We start from the raw sequence: 19,727 nt of genomic DNA on the forward strand, positions 1-19,727 counted from the left end.
GACGTTTTCCACTTCCGTCGGAGGGACGAGGGCCTCATCGGCTCCCGCGGTACCACCCTCCTTGGCCCCGGGCGTGTGCCCGTGGCCCCCTCATTGGGGTCGCGATGCCGGTTCTACTCGCCCTGAGGCTTTCTTCCGACGGCTCCGGGTGATCTTCACGACGCGCTCGCCCCCGGGCTTCCACCGTCCCCGGGTCGCTCCTGGCTGCGTACGACGCTACTCGTCCCATCCACGCCTCTCGCTGAGGCCAGTGTACGGGCCCGTCCGGGCGACGGCCGACCGGTTAACCCGTGGGTCGCGGCGTGACCCGAATGGGCAGACACGGGCTCGTGGGGTCCCGGCGGGGGCCAGGGAGACGGATTACCCGGCGGGGAGCTGGGCACAACGGATTCAGACGCGTCGGTATCCGGACACGGGGAGGGGCGATTCGGCGGCGTGCCCCGTTGCCGCAGGGCTGGGGTCGATTTATCGTCCCAGCACGATTCGCGTGCAAGATCACAATATGTGAAGGGGCCGGACCATGGTGGCGAAGAAGAGCGCCGCGAAGAAGCCGGCGTCAGCGAGATCCACGGGTGCGACGGCCGGGAGGACGAGCGGAGAGGCTGCCGAGAAGGCCGCGGTGAAGAAGACTGCGGACAAGAAGACCGCCGCGAAGAAGACCGCGGACAAGAAGACCGCCGCGAAGAAGACCGCGGCCCGGAAGAGGGCGGCGCCCGCCCGGCACGTGGATGCCCGGCACGCGGCCTCGGCCGAGAAGGCGCCTGCGAAGAGGAGCGGGGCCAAGAAGGCTTCGAAGAAGGCCGCTGCGGCGGCCACGGTGGCGGCCGAGGCCGCCGAGCAGACGGGAGCCCAGACGGTGGTAGCGAAGAAGAGCGCGGCCCGGACCCGCGCGCCCGGCAAGGGCTCCGGGCCCGTGCCCCCGGCCCTTGGAATCGCCACGGCGGACCCGGGCGAGCTGGCGGTCCGGCCGGGTGAGGACCCCTGGACGCCGGAAGAGGTCGAAGCGGCACGGTCCGTGCTGAGCAGCGAGATCGATCGCCTGCGCAGTGAGCTGGAGGCGGCGAGCGCGGCGCTCGCCGGGCTGATGCGCGACTCCGGCGACGGGGCGGGTGACGACGAGGCGGACACCGGCACCAAGAACATCACCCGCGAGCACGAGATGTCGCTCGCCGCCAACGCCCAGGAGATGCTGGACCAGACCGAGCGGGCGCTGGCCCGGCTCGACGCCGGGACGTACGGGCTGTGCGAGGTCTGCGGCAACCCGATCGGCAAGGCACGGATGCAGGCGTTCCCCCGCGCCACGCTCTGCGTCGAGGACAAACAGAAACAGGAGCGACGCGGTTGATCCGTGGTGCTGTGTCGTACCCTCGTGCTCAGTCAGGAACCTAGGGTTGAGGGACTCACGTGGCAGAGGCGGAGCGCATCATCGGTACGCCGGACATCCCCGATGCTGAGGGGACCGAAGGGGACGAGGCCGGGGGCCGGGTCGAGGAGGCTGCCCCGAGCAGGGGCAAGCGGAAGATCGCGGTGCTCTTCGTCATGGCCGCCTTCGCCTTCCTGCTCGACCTGATCAGCAAGATGGTCGTGGTCGCGAAGCTGGAGCATCACCCTTCGATCGAGGTCCTCGGCAACTGGCTGAGGTTCGAGGTGATTCGCAACTCGGGCGCCGCGTTCAGTTTCGGCGAGGCGTTCACGGTCATCTTCACCGTCATCGCTGCCACCGTGATCGTCGTGATCGCCCGGATCGCCCGCAAGCTCTACAGCCTGCCGTGGGCCATAGCGCTCGGGCTGCTGCTCGGCGGAGCGCTCGGCAACCTCACCGACCGCCTCTTCCGCGCCCCCGGCATCTTCGAGGGCGCGGTGGTGGACTTCATCTCCGTCGAACACTTCGCCGTCTTCAACCTCGCGGACTCCGCGATCGTCTGCGGCGGCATCCTGATCGTGCTCCTCTCCTTCAGGGGCCTGGACCCCGACGGGACCGTGCACAAGGACTAGCGGGCGCAAGGCATACTCGATCAGGTGAGTACGTATCCCGAGGTCCGCACCCTGCCCGTACCCGACGGTCTGGAGGGCGAGCGCATCGACGCCGCCATTTCCCGGATGTTCGGTTTCTCCCGCACCAAGGCCGCCGAGCTGGCCGCTGCCGGGAAGGTGCAGGTGGACGGTTCGGTGGTCGGGAAGTCCGAGCGGGTGCGGGGCGGTGCCTGGCTGGAAGTGGAGATGCCGCAGGCACCCGCTCCGGTGCAGATCGTCGCCGAGCCCGTCGAGGGCATGGAGATCGTGCACGACGACGACGACATCGTCGTGATCGTGAAGCCGGTCGGGGTCGCCGCCCACCCGAGCCCCGGCTGGACCGGCACGACCGTCATCGGTGGTCTCGCCGCGGCCGGGTACCGGATCTCCACGTCCGGGGCGGCCGAGCGCCAGGGCATCGTCCACCGTCTCGACGTGGGCACCTCCGGCCTGATGGTCGTGGCCAAGTCCGAGCGTGCCTACACCCTGCTGAAGGCACAGTTCCGCGACCGGGTCGTCGAGAAGAAGTACCACGCGCTGGTGCAGGGGCACCCGGACCCGATGAGCGGCACCATCGACGCCCCCATCGGGCGCCACCCCAACCTCGACTACAAGTGGGCCGTCACCGCCGACGGCAAGCCCTCCGTGACGCACTACGACCTCATCGAGGCCTACCGCGCCGCCAGCCTTCTGGACATCAAGCTGGAGACGGGCCGCACCCATCAGATCCGGGTGCACATGTCCGCCCACCGCCACCCCTGCGTCGGCGACCTGACCTACGGCGCCGACCCGACGATGGCCAAGCGCCTCGGCCTGACGAGGCAGTGGCTGCACGCCGTCCGACTGGGCTTCGAGCACCCCGCCGACGGCAGCTGGGTGGAGTTCTCCAGCAGCTACCCCGACGACCTCCAGCATGCCCTGGACAAGATCACCGCGGAGAGCGAGTGAGCGGCACGCCTGCCCCGTACATCACCCGTACGGTCATCGACGAGCGGGACCGCGCCGCCTGTTTCCAGGTCCGCAAGGACGTCTTCGTCGGCGAGCAGAACGTGCTTGAGGAGATCGAGTACGACGCCTACGACGCGGACGCGGTGCATGTGATCGCCGTCGCGGCGGACGGTTCGGCGCTCGGTACCGGGCGGCTGCTGCACGGCCCGGCCGCGGTGGCCAGGACCGGCACGGACCTCGCCGTCGGCTCGCTCGGCCGGCTGGCGGTGATCAGGCGGGCGCGCGGCCTCGGCGTCGGCGTGGCGCTGGTGAGGGCCATCGAGGACGCGGCCCGTGAGCTGGGCCTGGCCGCCGTCGACCTGCACGCCCAGACCCATGCGCTCGGCTTCTACGAGCGGCTCGGGTACGCGGCGTACGGTCCCGAATTCCCGGACGCGGGGATCCCGCACCGGGCGATGCGACGCTCTCTGCAGGACTGAGGGCTGCCCCCGGTCACGCCGGGTTCGATCCGAACGAAAGGCCCCCGGCGCAAGATCCCGGCGCGGGGTGCCGCTCCGGTCGTACGGACGCGGCGGCACCCCGGCGGTCGTCAGGGGCGCTCCGGCAGGCCCCAGCGCGTCCACGTCCCGTTCGACGGCACGTCGCGCGGTTTCGTCCCGGACGGGCGCGCGCCGTGCGGAGTCACCACCGCCGTGCCTCCGCGCGGCAGGCTCAGGGCGATCCGTCCCGGTCCGGTCTCCCGCCAGTGCAGCGGTCGCCCGTGTGCGTCGCGTACGTCTATCCGGCCCGTGATCGAGTGGTCCAGGGTCAGCGGGGCGCCCGCTTCGCTGTGCACCCGTACCCAGCGCGTGGCACCTCCGGAGCGGTCCGCGTCCACGAGGAACGCGCCCTGGGTGCGCAGTGAGGCGATCGACGCGTCCGCCCAGCGGTCCGAGACGGAGGGGAAGACCTTCACGACTCCCTCGTGGCCCTGCACCACCATGTCGAGCATCGACTGGGCTGCGGACAGCGGACTCTCCAGGGCGAGGTTCTTGCCCTCCCTGTACATGGTGTTGACCGTCATCTGACAGTCCGCGACCACCTTCAGATCGGTGAAGAAGGTCAGGAAGTCGAGAGCCTTCTCCGGCTCGTCCATCACCGAGTACATGGACGAGGCGGTCGCGTAGCTGTAACCGTGCCACAGCTGCTGCATGGAGACCCAGTGGTCCATGGAGCGCCGCATCACATCGCGGTCCCCGGCCCGGTCCCAGTTCCGCTCGCGCAGCGGGTGCAGCCAGAGCAGATGCGAGTGGTGGCGGTGCGAGTCGGCGAGCGGGACGTCCTTGCCGATCATGACGCCGGCCACCGGGTCCTCGGCGTACGGGGTGAGCCTGCGGTCGATGTCCTGCCAGCGCTTCAGCCGGGGGTCGTCGTTGCGCAGCAGCTTCGCGGAGGCGATGAGGGTGCGCACGCCCCAGCGGACGAGTGAGAGGTCGTAGGTGCAGTCCGCGGCGTTGGCGTACTCGGGGGAGCGGGTCTCCAGCAGATGCAGCCTGCCGTCGGGGCCCTCGTGCAGGAAGTGCGCGTAGAAGTTGATGGCCTTCGCCAGGATCGGGTACACCACGTCGCGCAGGACGGACAGGTCCATCGAGTGCCGGTAGGACTGCCAGACGTTGTGCAGGGCCCAGGTGAGGTTGCCGAAGTTGTCGGAGACGTGGTCCGAGCCCGGGGCGCCGACGTCGTACGTGTCCCCCGCGCGCAGCTGCCAGTCGGAGGGGTGGCCCAGCGCATAGCTCTCGCCGTCGCGGTGGTCGACGGGGACGGAGGCCGGGAGGTTGTGCTCGAAGCGGCGGAAGGTGCCCGTCACCGAGTCGAGTTCGGGATGGTTGGAGCCGTGGACGGGTGCCATGCCGATCTGGACGTTGAGGTTCCACCAGACCGCGGTCCAGTTGTTGCCGACCTCGGGGAACCACGGGCCCCATTCGGAGATCGTCGGGCCCTCGGCCCTGGTGGACGCGGCGAGCTTGTAGAGCTGGATGAGGTAGAAGCTCTGCAGCCGCTTGTCCGGCACGGACAGGAAGCTGCGCCGGTAGTACGCGTGCCACCAGCCGCGGTGTCGCTCCACCAGTCGGTCGAGGTCGGTGGCGAGGGTGCGGTCCACGGCCCGGAGCGCGGCCGTCGTCGCCTCCGACACCCGGCCGGGAAAGCGGTACACCAGGTGTGCGGCGAGCAGTCGGCCGGTGCCCTCGCGGCGTTCGCGCCAGGCGGTGGTCCAGCCGCCGCCCGCGAGCAGCGGCTGCTCGACGAAGCCGTCGCCGACGCGTGGGTCCGGGTTGGGCGTGTAGTCCTCCGGCTTGCCGCTGTTGCGGGTGGTGGCGGCCTGCAGCCACTGGAAGGACCAGGCGGCGGACTCCTCACCGGGGGAGGGCCGGGTGGAGATCAGCAGGGCGCCGGTGTCGTTGTGGACGAGGGCGGAGAAGGTCAGTGAGCCGCGGCTGGTGGTGACCGTGCCGCGCAGCTCGGCGTCGTACGGATCCAGGGTCCAGTCGACGCCGGTGATCTCCCCGGCGAGGGTCAGGGTGAAGTACCCGATGGGGAGGCGGGAGAAGCCTATGCCGCCGCGCCACTGGCCCCGCTGGTCCTGCACCTGGCTGTGACTGAGCATCAGCTTCAGCGTGTCGGCGGTCTTTCCCGCGTACAGCTGGGCGCCGAGGTAGCCGTTGGCGAGGAAGGGGGCCTGCTGCCAGCCGGTGGGGAGGGTGCGCCAGGTCATGGCGGCGTCGCGGACGGTCCTCTCGTGGACGTCCGCCTCCGGGCGGCCCGCCGGGGAGGGAGCGGACGCGGCCCATGCGGTGGGTGAGCCGGCGAGCCAGAGCGCGGATGCTCCGGCAGCGGCGGCGCCGACGAAATGCCTTCGGGAGAACGCGGTCACGTGGTTTCTCCTGCCAGTCATGTATGTGGTGAGGGTTCTTGTCCCTGAATCACGCACGCCGCATACTGCCCGCCCTGAAGAGGGAGCGGAAGGGGGTGACCGCATAAACATCGGAGGAATGGTTGACCGATGGTGGGTGTGAAGGGGGTGTTGTCCGGATTGCGGGCCTTGCGTGGCAGGCTTGAAGTCCATGTCGGCCGATCACGGTGGCCGGCACACCGCGCTCCGGAAGGCACCTCGTGGACCAAATGGCACTGCTCCTCATGCTATTGCTCGGAGCTGTGGTCACGGTGCCGCTGGGGCAGCGCCTGGGGCTGCCCGCGCCGGTGCTGATGACGCTCGCCGGCGTCGGCATGGCGTTCCTCAGCTTCGTACCCAATGTGGACATCCCGCCCGAGATCATTCTTCCCGCGCTGCTGCCGCCGCTGCTCTACGCCTCCGTGCAGCGCACGTCCTGGCGGCAGTTCGCCGCCAATAAACGACCGATCTTTCTGCTGGCCGTGGCGCTGGTCTTCATCACGACCGCCGCCGTCGCCGCGGTGGCCAACGCGATCGTTCCCGGGCTGCCCATCGCCGCCGCAGTGGCGCTCGGAGCGCTCGTCGCCCCGCCCGACCCCGTCGCGGCGACGGCCGTCGCGGGCTCGGTCGGGCTGCCGCGCAGGCTCGTCTCCATCCTGGAGGGCGAGGGACTGTTCAACGACGTGACCGCGATCGTGCTCTACCACGTGGCGATCGCCGCCGCGGTGAGCGGCACGTTCTCGCTGCCGGAGGCCTTCGGGCTGCTCATACTCTCCGCGGTCGTCGCCGTGGTCGTGGGCCTCGCGCTCGGCTGGATCACCATCAAGCTCATGGGCCTGCTCGGCGACGCCACGCTCCAGGTCGGCCTCACCCTGCTGGTGCCGTTCGTGAGCTACGTGCTCGCGGAGGAGCTGATGGGATCGGGTGTCCTCGCCGTCCTCACCACCGCGCTCTTCCTCGCCGAGCACACCGCCGACGCCGATGACGTCCTCGGTCGGCTCACCGGCCGCAGCTTCTGGGAGATCGTCGACACCCTCGTCACCGGAGTCGCCTTCGGACTGATCGGCCTCGAACTGCACAACGTCTTCGGGACGTCCGACGGCCGCGAGCTCCAGATGCTCGGCTGGGGTCTGGCCGTCGTCGCGGTCGTCGTCGGTGTACGGCTGCTGTATCTGCTGCCGGCGACCTGGCTCGCCAAGCGGCTGCACACCCGGCGCGATGTCAGCGAGGAGATCCCCACCAGTTGGCGGGAGACCGTCGTCATGTGGTGGTCCGGGATGCGCGGCGTCGCCTCGGTCGCGCTGGCGCTCGCGATCCCGCTGCAGACGGACGACGGGAAGCCGTTCCCGGGACGCGACGAGATCGTGTTCATCGCCTTCGCCGTGATCATGGCCACGCTCGTCGTCCAGGGACTCAGCCTGCCGTGGCTGGTCCGCAAGCTCCGGGTCCGGGCGGACACGGACGCCGAGGAGGCGCTGGAGAAGGACCTCGCGATCCGCGCCGCGAAGGCCGCGAAGCAACGGCTCAAGGAGATCCAGGAGGTCGAGGACTTCCCGGAGGAAGTCGCGGAGCGGCTGCAGCGGTTGGCGTACGACGTGGGGGCGCGGATCAGTCCCGACATGGTCGACGAGGAGCGCCGCGAGGCGTACGCGAAGCGTGCCGAGCGGTTCAAGGCGGTCAACCGCATCCAGCGCGAGATGATGTCGGCCGCCCGCCACGCGGTGCTGTCGGCCCGCAACGAGTCGGGTACGGATCCGGAGGTCGTCGACCGGGTGCTGCGACAGCTGGACGTACGCAGCCTGCGGTGAGGCGGCGGGCCGGCCCGTACGCCGGCGCCCGCGGGGACCCGGGCCGGATCAGCCGCGTCCCGTGCGGGGCGACTTGTCGCGGTCGGCCGGTTTCTCGTCCGTCGGGTGGGACGGGCGCGGCCACGCGTCCTCGGGCGGAAGCGTGGCGGGCGCCGTCGCGATCCGCGGCAGCGCGTAGGGATGGTGGTCGCGCAGCCAGCCGATGAGCTGCTCCCGGACCGCGCAGCGCACCGTCCAGATGTCGTCCGCGTCCTTCGCCGTGACCACCGCGCGGACCTGGATCGTCGACGGTGTGGTGTCCGTGACCGCCAGGGACCAGTTGCGTCCGTCCCAGGCGGCGCACTCACCCAGGATGTCCCGCAGTTGCTCGCGCATCGCGGCGACCGGGGCCGAGTGGTCGAGATGGAAGAAGACCGAGCCGGTCATCTGGGCACCGCCGCGCGACCAGTTCTCGAACGGCTTGCTGGTGAAGTACGAGACCGGCATCGTGATCCGCCGCTCGTCCCAGGTCCGTACCGCGAGAAAGGTCAGCGTGATCTCCTCGATCGTGCCCCACTCGCCGTCCACCACCACCGTGTCACCGATGCGCACCATGTCGCCGAACGCGATCTGCAGCCCCGCGAAGAGGTTGCCGAGCGTCGACTGGGCCGCGATGCCCGCGACGATGCCGAGGACACCGGCCGAGGCCAGCATCGAGGTGCCGAACGTCCGCATCGCCGGGAACGTCAGCAGCATCGCGCCGGCCGCGACGGTCGCCACGATCGCCGTGACCACCCGCTGGATCAGTGTCACCTGCGTACGGACCCGCCGCACCCGCGCCGGGTCGCGGGTGCTCGCCGCGTACCGGGCATAGACGGAATCGACCACGGCCACCGCGATCCGCACCACCAGCCAGGCCGAAGCGCCGATCAGCACCAGCGTCAGCACCTGGCCGATCCCCGCCCGATGGTCGTCGACCGGTTCGAGCCGGGTGTGGGTGTACGTACCCCTCAGCAGCGCCGTGCACAGAGTCAGCTGGAGCGGGATCCGGCAGCGCCGCAGCAGACCCCACAGCGGTGTCTCCCGGTGGCGGTCGTCGGACCGTCTGAGCAGCAGATCGACCAGCCAGCCGACCAGCAGCGTGATCACGACCGCGCCACCGATCACGATCAGCGGACGCAGCACGCTCTCCATCCCGTCGCTCTCCATGCTCTCGACCGTAGCTGGCACCATGGGCCTCATGAACATCATGCTTTTCCACTCGACGTACGGTCTGCGCCCCGCGGTGCACGCTGCCGCCGACCGGTTGCGCGCCGCCGGGCACGAGGTGCACGTGCCCGATCTCTTCGAGGGGCACACCTTCGAAACCGTCGAGGAGGGCCTGGCCTTCAAGGAAGAGGTGGGCAAGGACGAACTGCTCAGGAGGGCCGTGCTGGCCGCCGCGCCCTACTCCGACCGGGGCCTGGTGTACGCCGGGTTCTCCTTCGGCGCGGCCACCGCGCAGACCCTGGCGCTCGGCGACGAGAAGGCGCGCGGTCTGCTGCTGTTCCACGGCACCTCGGACATCGCGGAGAACGCCTCGGTGGACGAGCTGCCCGTACAGCTGCATGTCGCGGACCCCGACCCGTTCGAGACGCACGACTGGCTGAACTCCTGGTATCTGCAGATGCAGCGGACCGGTGCCGATGTCGAGATCTACCGCTACCCGGGGGCGGGGCATCTCTTCACGGATCCCGAACTGTCCGACTTCGACCGGGCGTCGGCCGAGCTGGCCTGGAAGGTCTCGCTCGGTTTCCTCGCCACGCTGTGACCGCGCGAAGGGCCCCGCACGCCGCGGGGCCCTTCGTACGGACGGTGGATCAGCCCCGGTAGGCGGTCCAGCTGTCGCTCATCCGCTGCACCTGGCCCGGTGTGAACTGGTACATGCACGAGTCGTACGTGTAGTCCATGAAGTTGTGGATCGGGTCGACACCGGCCTTGCTGGTGCAGGTGTCGCGTCCGGTCGGGCAGGCGTACGCCGCGCTCGCCTCGGCCGGGGTGTCGGCGACGTAGTCGCCGTTGCCGTTACAACCGCCCTGGAAGGTGTGGTACAGCCCCATCCAGTGGCCGACCTCGTGGGTGGCGGTGTCGCCTTCGTTGTAGTTGGTGGCCGACCCGCCGGGCAGCGAGGCGTCCAGGATGACGACGCCGTCCATGCTCGGGCTGGACGTGTACGAGCTGGGGAAGGTGGCCCAGCCCAGCAGGCCGCCGCCGAGGTTGGCGGTGTAGATGTTGAGCGCGTTCTTGCCGCCCTTGCGCAGCGTCGACTTCATCGACTTCTCGGCGGAGGAGCCCGAGGAGAGGTTGTACCAGGAGGCGTTGTCCGTGTAGTCGGTGCCGGCCAGCGAGAACTGGAAGCCGGAGTTGGTGTTGCCGGTGCCCTGGCCGCTGTAGGCCGCGTTCAGCACATTCATCTGGCCGTTGATGTCGCTCGCGGTGAGCTTGCCGGTGGTGCCGGAGTGGATGACGTGGAAGTAGACCGGGATGGTCGCTCCGGCGGCGAGCGTGGAGCCGCTCACCCGGCGGTCCGCGAGTCTCTCCTTCATCTGCGTGTCGATGGCCTTGGCCTGGGCCGCGGTCAGCTCATTGGGGTCCGCGACGTGCTTGGTGCCCGAGGGGCGGGCCGCGCGTGCGGTGGCGCCGGCGCTCGTCCCGCTCGCGCACTTCTCGGCGGACGCGACGGACGCGGAGGAGGCCGACGTCTTTGCGGCGGCGGTTCCGACGGTGGCGGAGAGTGGTGCTATGGCCAGGGTTCCGGCCAGTACGGCGGTGCCGATCGCACGGTTACGCATACGCGGCGATATACGGGCAAGAGTGCGCACAGGGGCTCCTCGCGGATGTGTGGGGGAGGGATTTCCTCACCCGCCGCCGGGAGATTACGTGCGCATGTCAGATCTTGAAGAGAATTGATCAAGCCCAATCAATCACAGGACAAACCGGGAAAGCTTGGAGAAATAATTCTGTGCGTTCCAGAGTTTGAGACGCCGACGTAACATCCCGCGTCACCCCGGCGGGCGGTGTGTCCCCATTGGGGTCGGGAGACACGCCACCCGCCGTAGTGACGTAATACGCCGTCAACATGGCGTGGAGTGGCCGAAAATGAACCCTCAGCGCACCGGCTGGTTCACCCGCTCGACCTTCTGGGTTCCGCTGAGCGTCCGGTAGGAACGTGTCCAGGCGGCGGTCGCGTCCCGCTTCGTCCTGTCGGAGACCGCGTAGTAGTCCATCTGCGAGCGCTCGGCGGTGACGTCGAGGACGCCGTAGCCGTGCGAGTCCATGTCCACCCACTTCACATGGCGGTTGGCCGCCTTGACCGCCGCGCTCGCGACCACCGAGACGGTCCCCGGTGCGACATGCAGGATGTCGTCCAGGTTGTCCGAGGTCACCGATGTCACCACGAACTCGGTGGCGGCCGAGGCCGAGAGCGGATACGTCGCCGCCTTCACCGGTACGTCATTGGCCCACGCCATGTGGATGTCGCCGGTCAGGAAGACCGTGTTGGTGATCGACCGGTCCCGCAGATGCGTGATCAGTTCCTTGCGGTCGTCCGTGTAGCCGTCCCACTGGTCGACGTTGACGGCGAGCCCCTCCTTGGGCAGCCCCAGCAACTCGGCCAGCGGCCCCAGCAGATGCGCGGGTACGGAACCGAACGCGACCGGCGAGATCATCACCGATGTGCCGACCAGCTTCCAGGTGGCCTCCGAGCCGGCCAGGCCCGACTTCAGCCAGTCCAGCTGGGCCCGGCCGGTGATCGTGCGATCCGGGTCGTCGACCGAGCCGTTGCCGATCGTCGACTGCTGGGAGCGGAAGCTGCGCAGATCGAGGAGGTGGAGATCGGCCAGGTTGCCGAAGCGCAGCCGCCGGTAGACGGTGCCCTCGGTGGAGGCGCGGACCGGCATCCACTCGAAGTACGCCTGCTTGGCGCCCGCGACCCGGTCGGCCCAGGCGCCCTCCGTGCCCGGCGTGTGGTTCTCGGCCCCGCCCGACCAGGCGTCGTTGGCGAACTCGTGGTCGTCCCAGATCGCGATCACCGGGTGGGCGGCGTGCAGCGCCTGGAGGTCGGTGTCCGTCTTGTAGTTGCCGTGCCGGGTGCGGTAGTCGGCGAGGGTGAGGATCTCGTGCCTCGGCTCGTGCGGCCGTACGACGTACTTCGCGGCCGGGTAACTGCCTGAGGCGTACTCGTAGATGTAGTCGCCGAGGTGCAGCACCGCGTCGAGATCGGCGCGGGCGGCGAGATGCCGGTACGGGGAGAAGAACCCGGCCTCCCAGTTGGCGCACGAGACCACCCCGAAGCGCACACCGGGCGTGGCCGCCCCGGCCGCGGGCGCGGTGCGGGTGCGGCCCGTCGGCGACCAGGTCCGCACGCCGTCGTCGCCCGCCGAGAAGCGGAACCAGTACGCGGTGGCCGGGGCCAGCCCTCGCACATCGGCCTTGACGGTGTGGTCGGACGCGGCACGGGCGACGGTGGCACCCTGCGCGACGACCCGGGCGAACTCCTTGTCCTCGGCGACCTCCCAGCGCACCGCGGTATCGGCGCCACGGCCGGAGCCGGGCACGGCATCGGGGGTCGGGGTGATCCGGGTCCACAGGAGTATGCCGTCGGGCAGGGGGTCGCCGGAGGCGACACCGTGCAGGAAGGCGGGCCCGTCCGCGGCGCGCGCGGTGGTGGCGGCACCCAGCACGGGGGCCATGACGGCGCCGGCGGCAGCGGCCTTGACGACCGTGCGGCGGCTGGGGGCGGAGAGCGGCGAAGAATCGTGTCGACTGGTCACGCAGCAGAACCCTACTGACCGGTATGGCGAACGGGCAGGCGAATGAAGGAAGTTCGCCTGCCCGTCGGAGAGCCGCAGCCGGAGGTTCGCCGCTCGGACGGGGCCCGTCCGGCCCCGGCCGCCGCAGGCCCTACCCCTTCAGCGCCTTGTCGATCGCGGTGTTGAAGTCGGCAACCGTCATCGGCGCGTTCTCACTCTTGCCGTCGGTGAGCGTCTTGCCGTCCATCTTCAGCGTCGGGGTGCCCTTCACGCCGCTCTTGTCGAACGCCGCGGACATCTTCATCGCCCAGCTGTCGTACGTACCGTCCTCGACGTCCTTCTGGAAGTCCTTGTTGCCCTTCAGCGCGTCCACCGTGTCGGCGATCTTGATCAGATAGGAGTCGTCCTTGAACTTGTCGTCGGTCTCCTCCGGGTGGTACTTCGCGGAGTAGAGCGCGTACTTGTAGTCGAGGAAGGCCTCCGGGCTGACGTTGAGCGCCGCGCCGAGCGCGCTCAGCGCGTTCTTCGAACCCTCGCCGTTGCTCATGTCGTCGATGAACGTGGCGCCCACGTACTTGATCTTGTACTTCCCGGCGTCGACGTCCTTGTGCACCGTCTCGCCGACGGTCTGCTCGAACGTGCCGCAGATCGGGCAGCGCGAGTCCTCGTACAGCTCCAGGGTCTTCTTGGCGGTCGACTTGCCGATGACGACGGTCGTGCCGTTCTCGCCCGAGGTGTTCTTGGGCGCCGTCACGTTCTTGGCGTCCTTGGCCGCCTCCCAGTGGGACGGCTTGTTCAGCTGCATGACACCCCAGCTGGCGGCGCCGACGACGGCCAGTGCGCCGACGATCGAGACGCCGACGATGATCTGCTTGCGGGCCTTGTCCTTCTTGGCCTGGCGCTCGCGCTCGGCGCGCAGACGCTCGCGGGCCGCCGCCTTGTTGGCCTGGCTGTTGCGCTTGCTCATGTTCGTTTCTCCATGGGTGTGGGTGGTGCGTGGTCGGGGACGTGCGTGCTCAGGCGATGGCGCAGGCCGAGCGCGGCGGTCCCCTCCGTCCCACGGAGTGCACGAGCAGACGGGCGGGGGCGAGCGGGTGCGGGTCGCGTCCGGCGGGGCGCGCCTCGCGTCGCAGGGAGCGGCGGGCGGTACCCACCACGGCGACCGCGATCAACAGCGGCCGGAACGCCAGGACCGCCGCCGCGCGCAGCAGGCCGGCGAGCGCCGACTCGCCGCGCCGCAGCCAGGCCGCGGCGAGCAGCCCGACCGTCACATGAGCGGCGAGCAGCAGCCACGGCACCGCGGGCCCCGGCGAGGCCAGCAGCGCGGCCGTCGTGTGTCCGGCGTCGGTCACCGAGGCGAGCGGGGTGCCGACGTCACCGACCCGGGCCGCACCGGCGCCGATGTCACCACCGCCGCACAGCACATCGACGCCGACCGAGCGCAGCGGACCCGCGATCGGGCCGCCCGCCGCGCCGTAACAGAGGTGCTGGCCGGTGGTGAAGACGGTGTCGGCGGCCAGCTCCAGCGGTATCAGCAGCCCGGCGATCGACCCGAAGCCGCGCTCCCGGCCGGCCAGCGCGTACGCCACGGCGAAGACCGCACCGGCCAGCAGCGCGACGGCGTTCAGCGGCAGCGCGACCCGGGAGAGCAGCACATGGGACGCGGAGGAGAGCGTCACGACGAGCGCCGTGAAAAGCGCCGCGCGAACGACTCTGAGCTGCGTCCCGGATATGTCCATCGTCGAGGAGTGTCGCATGCGAACCTGTAGGCGTTCCCCGAAGGGGCGCGATCGGTTGCGTGCGAGGGTCCTAAAGCCCCGGAATCCGGCCGTTGCGGAAGAGATCGACGAAGATCTGGTGGTCGGCGCGGGCCCTGGCGCCGTAGCCGTGGGCGAAGTCCACCAGGAGGTCGGCGAAGCCCTCCTCGTCCGCCGCGATCGCCGCGTCGATCGCCCGCTCCGTGGAGAACGGCACCAGCGAGTGGCCGCTCTCGTCGTCCGCCGCGGAGTGCATCGTCGCCGTCGCCCGGCCGAGGTCGGCGACGACCGCGGCGATCTCCTCCGGCTCGTCGATGTCGGACCAGTCCAGGTCGACCGCGTACGGGGACACCTCGGCGACCAGCTGTCCGGCCCCGTCCAGCTCGGTCCAGCCCAGCCACGGGTCGGCGTGCGCCTGCAGGGCGCGCTGCGAGATGACCGTGCGGTGACCCTCGTGCTGGAAGTAGTCGCGCACGGCCGCGTCGGTGATGTGCCGGGAGACGGCCGGGGTCTGCGCCTGCTTGAGATAGATCACCACATCGTTCTCCAGGGCGTCGCTGTTGCCCTCCAGGAGGATGTTGTAGGAGGGCAGCCCGGCCGAACCGATGCCGATGCCGCGACGGCCGACGACATCCTTCACCCGGTAGGAGTCGGGGCGGGTCAGGCTCGATTCCGGCAGTGTCTCCAGATAGCCGTCGAAGGCGGCCAGCACCTTGTAACGCGTCGCCGCGTCCAGATCGATCGAGCCGCCGCCCGCCGCGAACCGGCGCTCGAAGTCCCTGATCTCCGTCATCGAGTCCAGCAGCGAGAACCGGGTCAGCGACCGGGCGTCGCGCAGCGCGTCCAGCAGCGGGCCCTCGGCCGTGTCCAGGGTGAAGGGTGGTACCTCGTCGCTCTTGGCACCCGTCGCCAGCGCGTGGATCCGCTCGCGGTAGGCCGCCGCGTAGATCCGGACCAGCTCGGTGATCTGGTCGTCGCCCAGCGCCTTGGCGTAGCCGATCAGCGCGACGGAGGCGGCGAACCGCTTGAGGTCCCAGGTGAACGGGCCTACGTACGCCTCGTCGAAGTCGTTCACATTGAAGACCAGCCGGCCGTTGGCGTCCATGTACGTGCCGAAGTTCTCCGCGTGGAGATCGCCGTGGATCCACACCCGGCCGGTCCGCTCGTCCAGATACGGGCCGCCGTGCCGCTCCCGCTCCAGGTCGTCGTAGAACAGGCACGCCGTGCCCCGGTAGAAGGCGAACGCCGAGCCCGCCATCTTGCGGAACTTGACCCGGAAGGCAGCCGGATCGGCGGCCAGCAGATCCCCGAACGCCGTGTCGAAGACCTCAAGAATCTGCTCCCCGCGCTGCGCCGCGCCGGTCTGCGCTTCCGACATCTGTAGGTGCCTCCTGGTACCTGACGTGCATGAACAAAGGGGACGGGCTTCTCAGCCCCTCCAACGCGCGACCGCACCCGGGAGTGCCCGTCGATCACGGGCTCGGAGACGTAGACTTCCACGCTGTCCCCCCGGTCGGTCCACGCCCCACCCGTCGCCCGGCCACCACCCCTCGACGAGGCGCTTCGCGCCGCACCTGCCCATCGGAGGCCCGACGCCGTGACCAAGCCGCCCTTCACGCACCTTCACGTCCACACCCAGTACTCGCTGCTGGACGGTGCCGCGCGGCTCAAGGACATGTTCAACGCGTGCAATGAAATGGGCATGTCGCATATTGCGATGACGGACCACGGCAATCTGCACGGTGCGTACGACTTCTTCCATTCGGCGCAGAAGGCGGGGGTGACGCCGATCATCGGGATCGAGGCGTATGTCGCGCCGGAGTCGCGCAAGCACAAGCGGAAGATCCAGTGGGGGCAGCCGCACCAGAAGCGTGACGACGTCTCGGGTTCGGGCGGTTACACCCACAAGACGATCTGGGCGGCGAACTCGACGGGGCTGCACAACCTCTTCCGGCTGTCGTCGGACGCGTACGCGGAGGGCTGGCTGCAGAAGTGGCCGCGTATGGACAAGGAGACCATCGCCCAGTGGTCCGAGGGGCTGATCGCCTCGACCGGCTGTCCCTCGGGCGAGGTGCAGACACGACTGCGGCTCGGTCAGTTCGACGAGGCGGTCCAGGCGGCCTCGGACTACAAGGACATCTTCGGTGAGGGCAAGTACTTCCTGGAGCTGATGGACCACGGCATCGAGATCGAGCGACGGGTCCGTGACGGGCTCCTCGAAATCGGCAAGAAGCTGAACATCCCGCCGCTGGTGACCAACGACTCGCACTACACCTACGCCCACGAGGCGGCCGCGCACGACGCGCTGCTCTGCATCCAGACCGGCAAGAACCTCTCCGACCCGGACCGCTTCCGCTTCGACGGCACCGGCTACTACCTCAAGACCACCGACGAGATGTACGCCGTCGACTCCTCCGACGCCTGGCAGGAGGGCTGCGCCAACACGCTGCTGGTCGCGCAGCAGATCGACACCGCCGGGATGTTCGAGAAGCGCGACCTGATGCCGAAGTTCGACATCCCGGACGGCTACACGGAGATCACCTGGTTCCAGGAGGAGGTCCGGGTCGGCATGAACCGGCGCTTCCCGGGCGGGGTTCCCGAGGACCGGCAGAAGCAGGCCGAGTACGAGATGGACGTCATCATCCAGATGGGGTTCCCGGGGTACTTCCTGGTGGTCGCGGACTTCATCATGTGGGCGAAGAACAACGGCATCGCGGTCGGCCCCGGCCGAGGCTCGGCGGCCGGTTCGATCGTCGCGTACGCGATGGGGATCACCGACCTCGACCCCATCGAGCACGGGCTGATCTTCGAGCGGTTCCTCAACCCCGAGCGCGTCTCCATGCCCGATGTCGACATCGACTTCGACGAGCGTCGGCGCGTCGAAGTGATCAGGTACGTGACGGAGAAGTACGGCGCCGACAAGGTCGCCATGATCGGCACGTACGGCAAGATCAAGGCCAAGAACGCCATCAAGGACTCCGCCCGTGTCCTCGGTTACCCGTACGCGATGGGGGACCGGCTCACCAAGGCCATGCCCGCCGACGTCCTCGGCAAGGGCATCGACCTCAACGGCATCACCGACCCCAAGCACCCGCGCTACAGCGAGGCGGGCGAGATCCGGGGGATGTACGAGAACGAGCCGGACGTGAAGAAGGTCATCGACACGGCGAAGGGTGTCGAGGGCCTGGTGAGGCAGATGGGTGTGCACGCCGCGGGCGTGATCATGTCCAGCGAGCCGATCGTCGACCATGCCCCGGTCTGGGTGCGGCACACCGACGGCGTCACCATCACGCAGTGGGACTACCCGCAGTGCGAGTCGCTCGGCCTGCTGAAGATGGACTTCCTCGGCCTGCGCAACCTCACCATCATGGACGACGCCGTCAAGATGGTGGAGTCCAACAAGGGCGTCAAGCTGGACCTGCTCAGCCTCCCGCTGGACGACCCGAAGACGTACGAACTGCTCTGCCGCGGCGACACGCTCGGCGTGTTCCAGTTCGACGGCGGCCCGATGCGTTCGCTGCTGCGCCAGATGCAGCCCGACAACTTCGAGGACATCTCCGCCGTCTCGGCCCTGTACCGGCCGGGCCCGATGGGCATGAACTCGCACACGAACTACGCCGAGCGCAAGAACGCCCGGCAGGAGATCACGCCGATCCACCCGGAGCTGGAGGAGCCGCTCAAGGAGACGCTCGGTCTGACCTACGGCCTGATCGTCTACCAGGAGCAGGTGCAGAAGGCCGCCCAGATCATCGCGGGCTACTCGCTCGGCGAGGCCGACATCCTGCGCCGCGTGATGGGCAAGAAGAAGCCCGAGGAACTGGCGAAGAACTTCGTCCTCTTCCAGGAGGGCGCCAAGAAGAACGGCTACTCGGACGCGGCGATCCAGGCGCTCTGGGACGTCCTGGTGCCGTTCGCCGGATACGCGTTCAACAAGGCCCACTCCTCCGCGTACGGCCTGGTCACCTACTGGACCGCGTATCTGAAGGCGAACTACCCGGCCGAGTACATGGCGGCTCTGCTGACCTCGGTCAAGGACGACAAGGACAAGTCGGCGGTCTATCTCAACGAGTGCCGTCGCATGGGCATCAAGGTGCTGCCGCCCAATGTCAACGAGTCCCTGTCGAACTTCGCCGCACAGGGCGACGACGTGATCCTCTTCGGCCTCACGGCCGTCCGCAACGTGGGCCAGAACGTCGTCGACTCGATCATCCGGTGCCGCAAGGCGAAGGGGAAATACAGCAGCTTCCCCGACTTCCTGGACAAGGTCGAGGCGGTCGTCTGCAACAAGCGCACCGTCGAATCGCTGATCAAGGCCGGCGCCTTCGACGAGATGGGTCACACCCGCAAGGGGCTGGTCGCCCACCACGAGCCGATGATCGACAACGTGGTGCAGGTCAAGCGCAAGGAGGCCGAGGGGCAGTTCGACCTCTTCGGCGGGATGGGCGAGGAGGAGAGCGACGAGCCGGGCTTCGGGCTCGACGTGGAGTTCTCCGACATCGAGTGGGAGAAGTCCTACCTGCTGGCGCAGGAGCGCGAGATGCTCGGCCTGTACGTCTCCGACCATCCGCTCTTCGGCCTGGAGCACGTGCTGTCCGACAAGGCCGACTCCTCGATCTCCCAGCTGACCGGCGGGGAACACGCCGACGGTGCGATCGTCACCGTGGGCGGCATCATCTCGGGTCTCCAGCGGAAGATGACCAAGCAGGGCAATGCCTGGGCCATCGCCACGGTCGAGGACCTGGCCGGTTCCATCGAGTGCATGTTCTTCCCCGCCACGTACCAACTGGTCTCCACCCAGCTCGTCGAGGACACCGTCGTCTTCGTCAAGGGACGCCTCGACAAGCGCGAGGACGTGCCCCGCCTCGTCGCCATGGAGATGCAGGTCCCCGACATCTCGTCGGCCGGCACCAACGCCCCCGTGGTCCTGACCATCCCCACGGTCAAGATCACCCCGCCCATGGTCAGCCGCCTCGGCGAGGTCCTCAGCAACCACCGGGGGGACACCGAGGTGCGGATCAGGCTCCAGGGCCCCCGCAAGACCACGGTGCTCCGGCTCGACCGGCACCGGGTGAAGCCCGATCCGGCGCTCTTCGGTGACCTGAAGGTGCTGCTCGGTCCGTCCTGCCTGGCCGGCTGAGCCGGTTCACCGCCGACATACAGAAGGGGCGCCCCGCGAAAGCGGGAGCGCCCCTCTCGGCACCCGGCCGCTGTCCCGGACCGGGGCCGGCGATGCGCCCGGTCAGTTGTGGCCGAAGCGCCGCTGGTGCTTACGGGCCACATCAGCAGGGCTGCCCTGGGCCTGCGACTGAGGTTGTATCTGCGACTCGTACGCGGTCGACTTGTTCTCTTCCGCACCGCGCTCCGGGTCGGTCGCACGGTTCTGCCGGCTGCCCTGCTTGCGGTTCTTGTTCTTGGCCATGGTGTTCCTCCTGTGGGGACTCTCGGGGCCAGGACCGCGTTCAGATTCACATATGGGTGTAAAGCATGCATGTTGGATCATTAC

Annotated in this window: 15 protein-coding genes; 7 read left to right on the forward strand and 8 right to left on the reverse strand. The window is 69.0% G+C overall.

Annotated features, from left to right (window positions below; all coding sequences use genetic code 11):
- Nucleotides 1-520: 520 nt before the first annotated feature.
- Genes ACIQCZ_RS22145 through ACIQCZ_RS22160 form a run of 4 tightly spaced genes read left to right on the forward strand, consistent with a single transcriptional unit; the run spans nucleotide 521 to nucleotide 3,440 of the window.
- Nucleotides 521-1,345 carry a TraR/DksA family transcriptional regulator gene (locus ACIQCZ_RS22145; protein ID WP_402284408.1) on the forward strand — a complete coding sequence of 275 codons (825 nt, stop codon included), beginning with the start codon at nucleotides 521-523 and terminating at the stop codon, nucleotides 1,343-1,345.
- Nucleotides 1,346-1,404: 59 nt separating this feature from the next.
- On the forward strand, nucleotides 1,405-1,995 hold the full coding sequence (gene lspA, locus ACIQCZ_RS22150; RefSeq protein ID WP_402284410.1) for a signal peptidase II: 591 nt from the start codon (nucleotides 1,405-1,407) through the stop codon (nucleotides 1,993-1,995).
- 24 nt (nucleotides 1,996-2,019) lie between these two features.
- Nucleotides 2,020-2,961, forward strand: coding sequence for an RluA family pseudouridine synthase (locus tag ACIQCZ_RS22155; RefSeq protein ID WP_402284412.1), 942 nt, complete (start codon nucleotides 2,020-2,022; stop codon nucleotides 2,959-2,961).
- Nucleotides 2,958-3,440, forward strand: coding sequence for a GNAT family N-acetyltransferase (locus ACIQCZ_RS22160; protein ID WP_402284415.1), 483 nt, complete (start codon nucleotides 2,958-2,960; stop codon nucleotides 3,438-3,440). Before ACIQCZ_RS22155 ends, ACIQCZ_RS22160 begins: the two co-directional genes overlap by 4 nt.
- Nucleotides 3,441-3,550: 110 nt before the next feature.
- Here ACIQCZ_RS22160 and ACIQCZ_RS22165 read toward each other — a convergent pair whose 3' ends face one another.
- Nucleotides 3,551-5,872, reverse strand: a complete 2,322-nt coding sequence (locus tag ACIQCZ_RS22165) for a glycosyl hydrolase family 95 catalytic domain-containing protein (RefSeq protein WP_402284417.1) — start codon at nucleotides 5,870-5,872, stop codon at nucleotides 3,551-3,553.
- 239 nt (nucleotides 5,873-6,111) lie between these two features.
- Between ACIQCZ_RS22165 and ACIQCZ_RS22170 the strand changes: the two genes are divergently transcribed.
- The gene (locus tag ACIQCZ_RS22170) at nucleotides 6,112-7,698 is read left to right on the forward strand and encodes a Na+/H+ antiporter (RefSeq protein ID WP_402284419.1); all 1,587 of its coding nucleotides are present in this window, start codon (nucleotides 6,112-6,114) and stop codon (nucleotides 7,696-7,698) included.
- A gap of 48 nt (nucleotides 7,699-7,746) precedes the next feature.
- Here the strand turns inward: ACIQCZ_RS22170 and ACIQCZ_RS22175 are convergent, their stop codons facing one another.
- Nucleotides 7,747-8,871, reverse strand: a complete 1,125-nt coding sequence (locus ACIQCZ_RS22175) for a mechanosensitive ion channel family protein (RefSeq protein WP_402284675.1) — start codon at nucleotides 8,869-8,871, stop codon at nucleotides 7,747-7,749.
- Nucleotides 8,872-8,908: 37 nt separating this feature from the next.
- On the opposite strand from ACIQCZ_RS22175, the gene ACIQCZ_RS22180 reads away from it, so the two are divergent.
- On the forward strand, nucleotides 8,909-9,487 hold the full coding sequence (locus ACIQCZ_RS22180; protein ID WP_402284676.1) for a dienelactone hydrolase family protein: 579 nt from the start codon (nucleotides 8,909-8,911) through the stop codon (nucleotides 9,485-9,487).
- Nucleotides 9,488-9,536: 49 nt separating this feature from the next.
- On the opposite strand, the gene ACIQCZ_RS22185 is transcribed toward ACIQCZ_RS22180, so the two are convergent.
- From ACIQCZ_RS22185 to ACIQCZ_RS22205, 5 genes are all read right to left on the reverse strand, one after another.
- Nucleotides 9,537-10,508, reverse strand: a complete 972-nt coding sequence (locus ACIQCZ_RS22185; protein WP_402284420.1) for a zinc metalloprotease — start codon at nucleotides 10,506-10,508, stop codon at nucleotides 9,537-9,539.
- Between the two features lie 315 nt (nucleotides 10,509-10,823).
- The gene (locus ACIQCZ_RS22190; RefSeq protein WP_402284421.1) at nucleotides 10,824-12,488 is read right to left on the reverse strand and encodes an alkaline phosphatase D family protein; all 1,665 of its coding nucleotides are present in this window, start codon (nucleotides 12,486-12,488) and stop codon (nucleotides 10,824-10,826) included.
- 130 nt (nucleotides 12,489-12,618) lie between these two features.
- Nucleotides 12,619-13,434 (reverse strand): DsbA family protein, encoded by an 816-nt coding sequence (locus tag ACIQCZ_RS22195; protein WP_402284423.1) that lies wholly within the window; start codon nucleotides 13,432-13,434, stop codon nucleotides 12,619-12,621.
- Nucleotides 13,435-13,483: 49 nt separating this feature from the next.
- On the reverse strand, nucleotides 13,484-14,206 hold the full coding sequence (locus tag ACIQCZ_RS22200) for a hypothetical protein (protein ID WP_402284424.1): 723 nt from the start codon (nucleotides 14,204-14,206) through the stop codon (nucleotides 13,484-13,486).
- Nucleotides 14,207-14,276: 70 nt separating this feature from the next.
- Nucleotides 14,277-15,602 carry a DUF2252 domain-containing protein gene (locus tag ACIQCZ_RS22205; protein ID WP_402284426.1) on the reverse strand — a complete coding sequence of 442 codons (1,326 nt, stop codon included), beginning with the start codon at nucleotides 15,600-15,602 and terminating at the stop codon, nucleotides 14,277-14,279.
- Between the two features lie 219 nt (nucleotides 15,603-15,821).
- Here ACIQCZ_RS22205 and dnaE point away from each other — a divergent pair, with 219 nt between their 5' ends.
- On the forward strand, nucleotides 15,822-19,361 hold the full coding sequence (gene dnaE / locus ACIQCZ_RS22210; RefSeq protein ID WP_391739986.1) for a DNA polymerase III subunit alpha: 3,540 nt from the start codon (nucleotides 15,822-15,824) through the stop codon (nucleotides 19,359-19,361).
- A 102-nt stretch (nucleotides 19,362-19,463) separates the two neighbouring features.
- Here the strand turns inward: dnaE and ACIQCZ_RS22215 are convergent, their stop codons facing one another.
- Entirely contained in the window at nucleotides 19,464-19,643 is a 180-nt protein-coding gene (locus ACIQCZ_RS22215; RefSeq protein ID WP_402284428.1) for a hypothetical protein, read from the reverse strand.
- Nucleotides 19,644-19,727: the final 84 nt, after the last annotated feature.

Origin of the sequence: Streptomyces sp. NPDC093149 (genome assembly GCF_044754145.1) — a bacterium.
GTDB lineage: Bacteria > Actinomycetota > Actinomycetes > Streptomycetales > Streptomycetaceae > Streptomyces.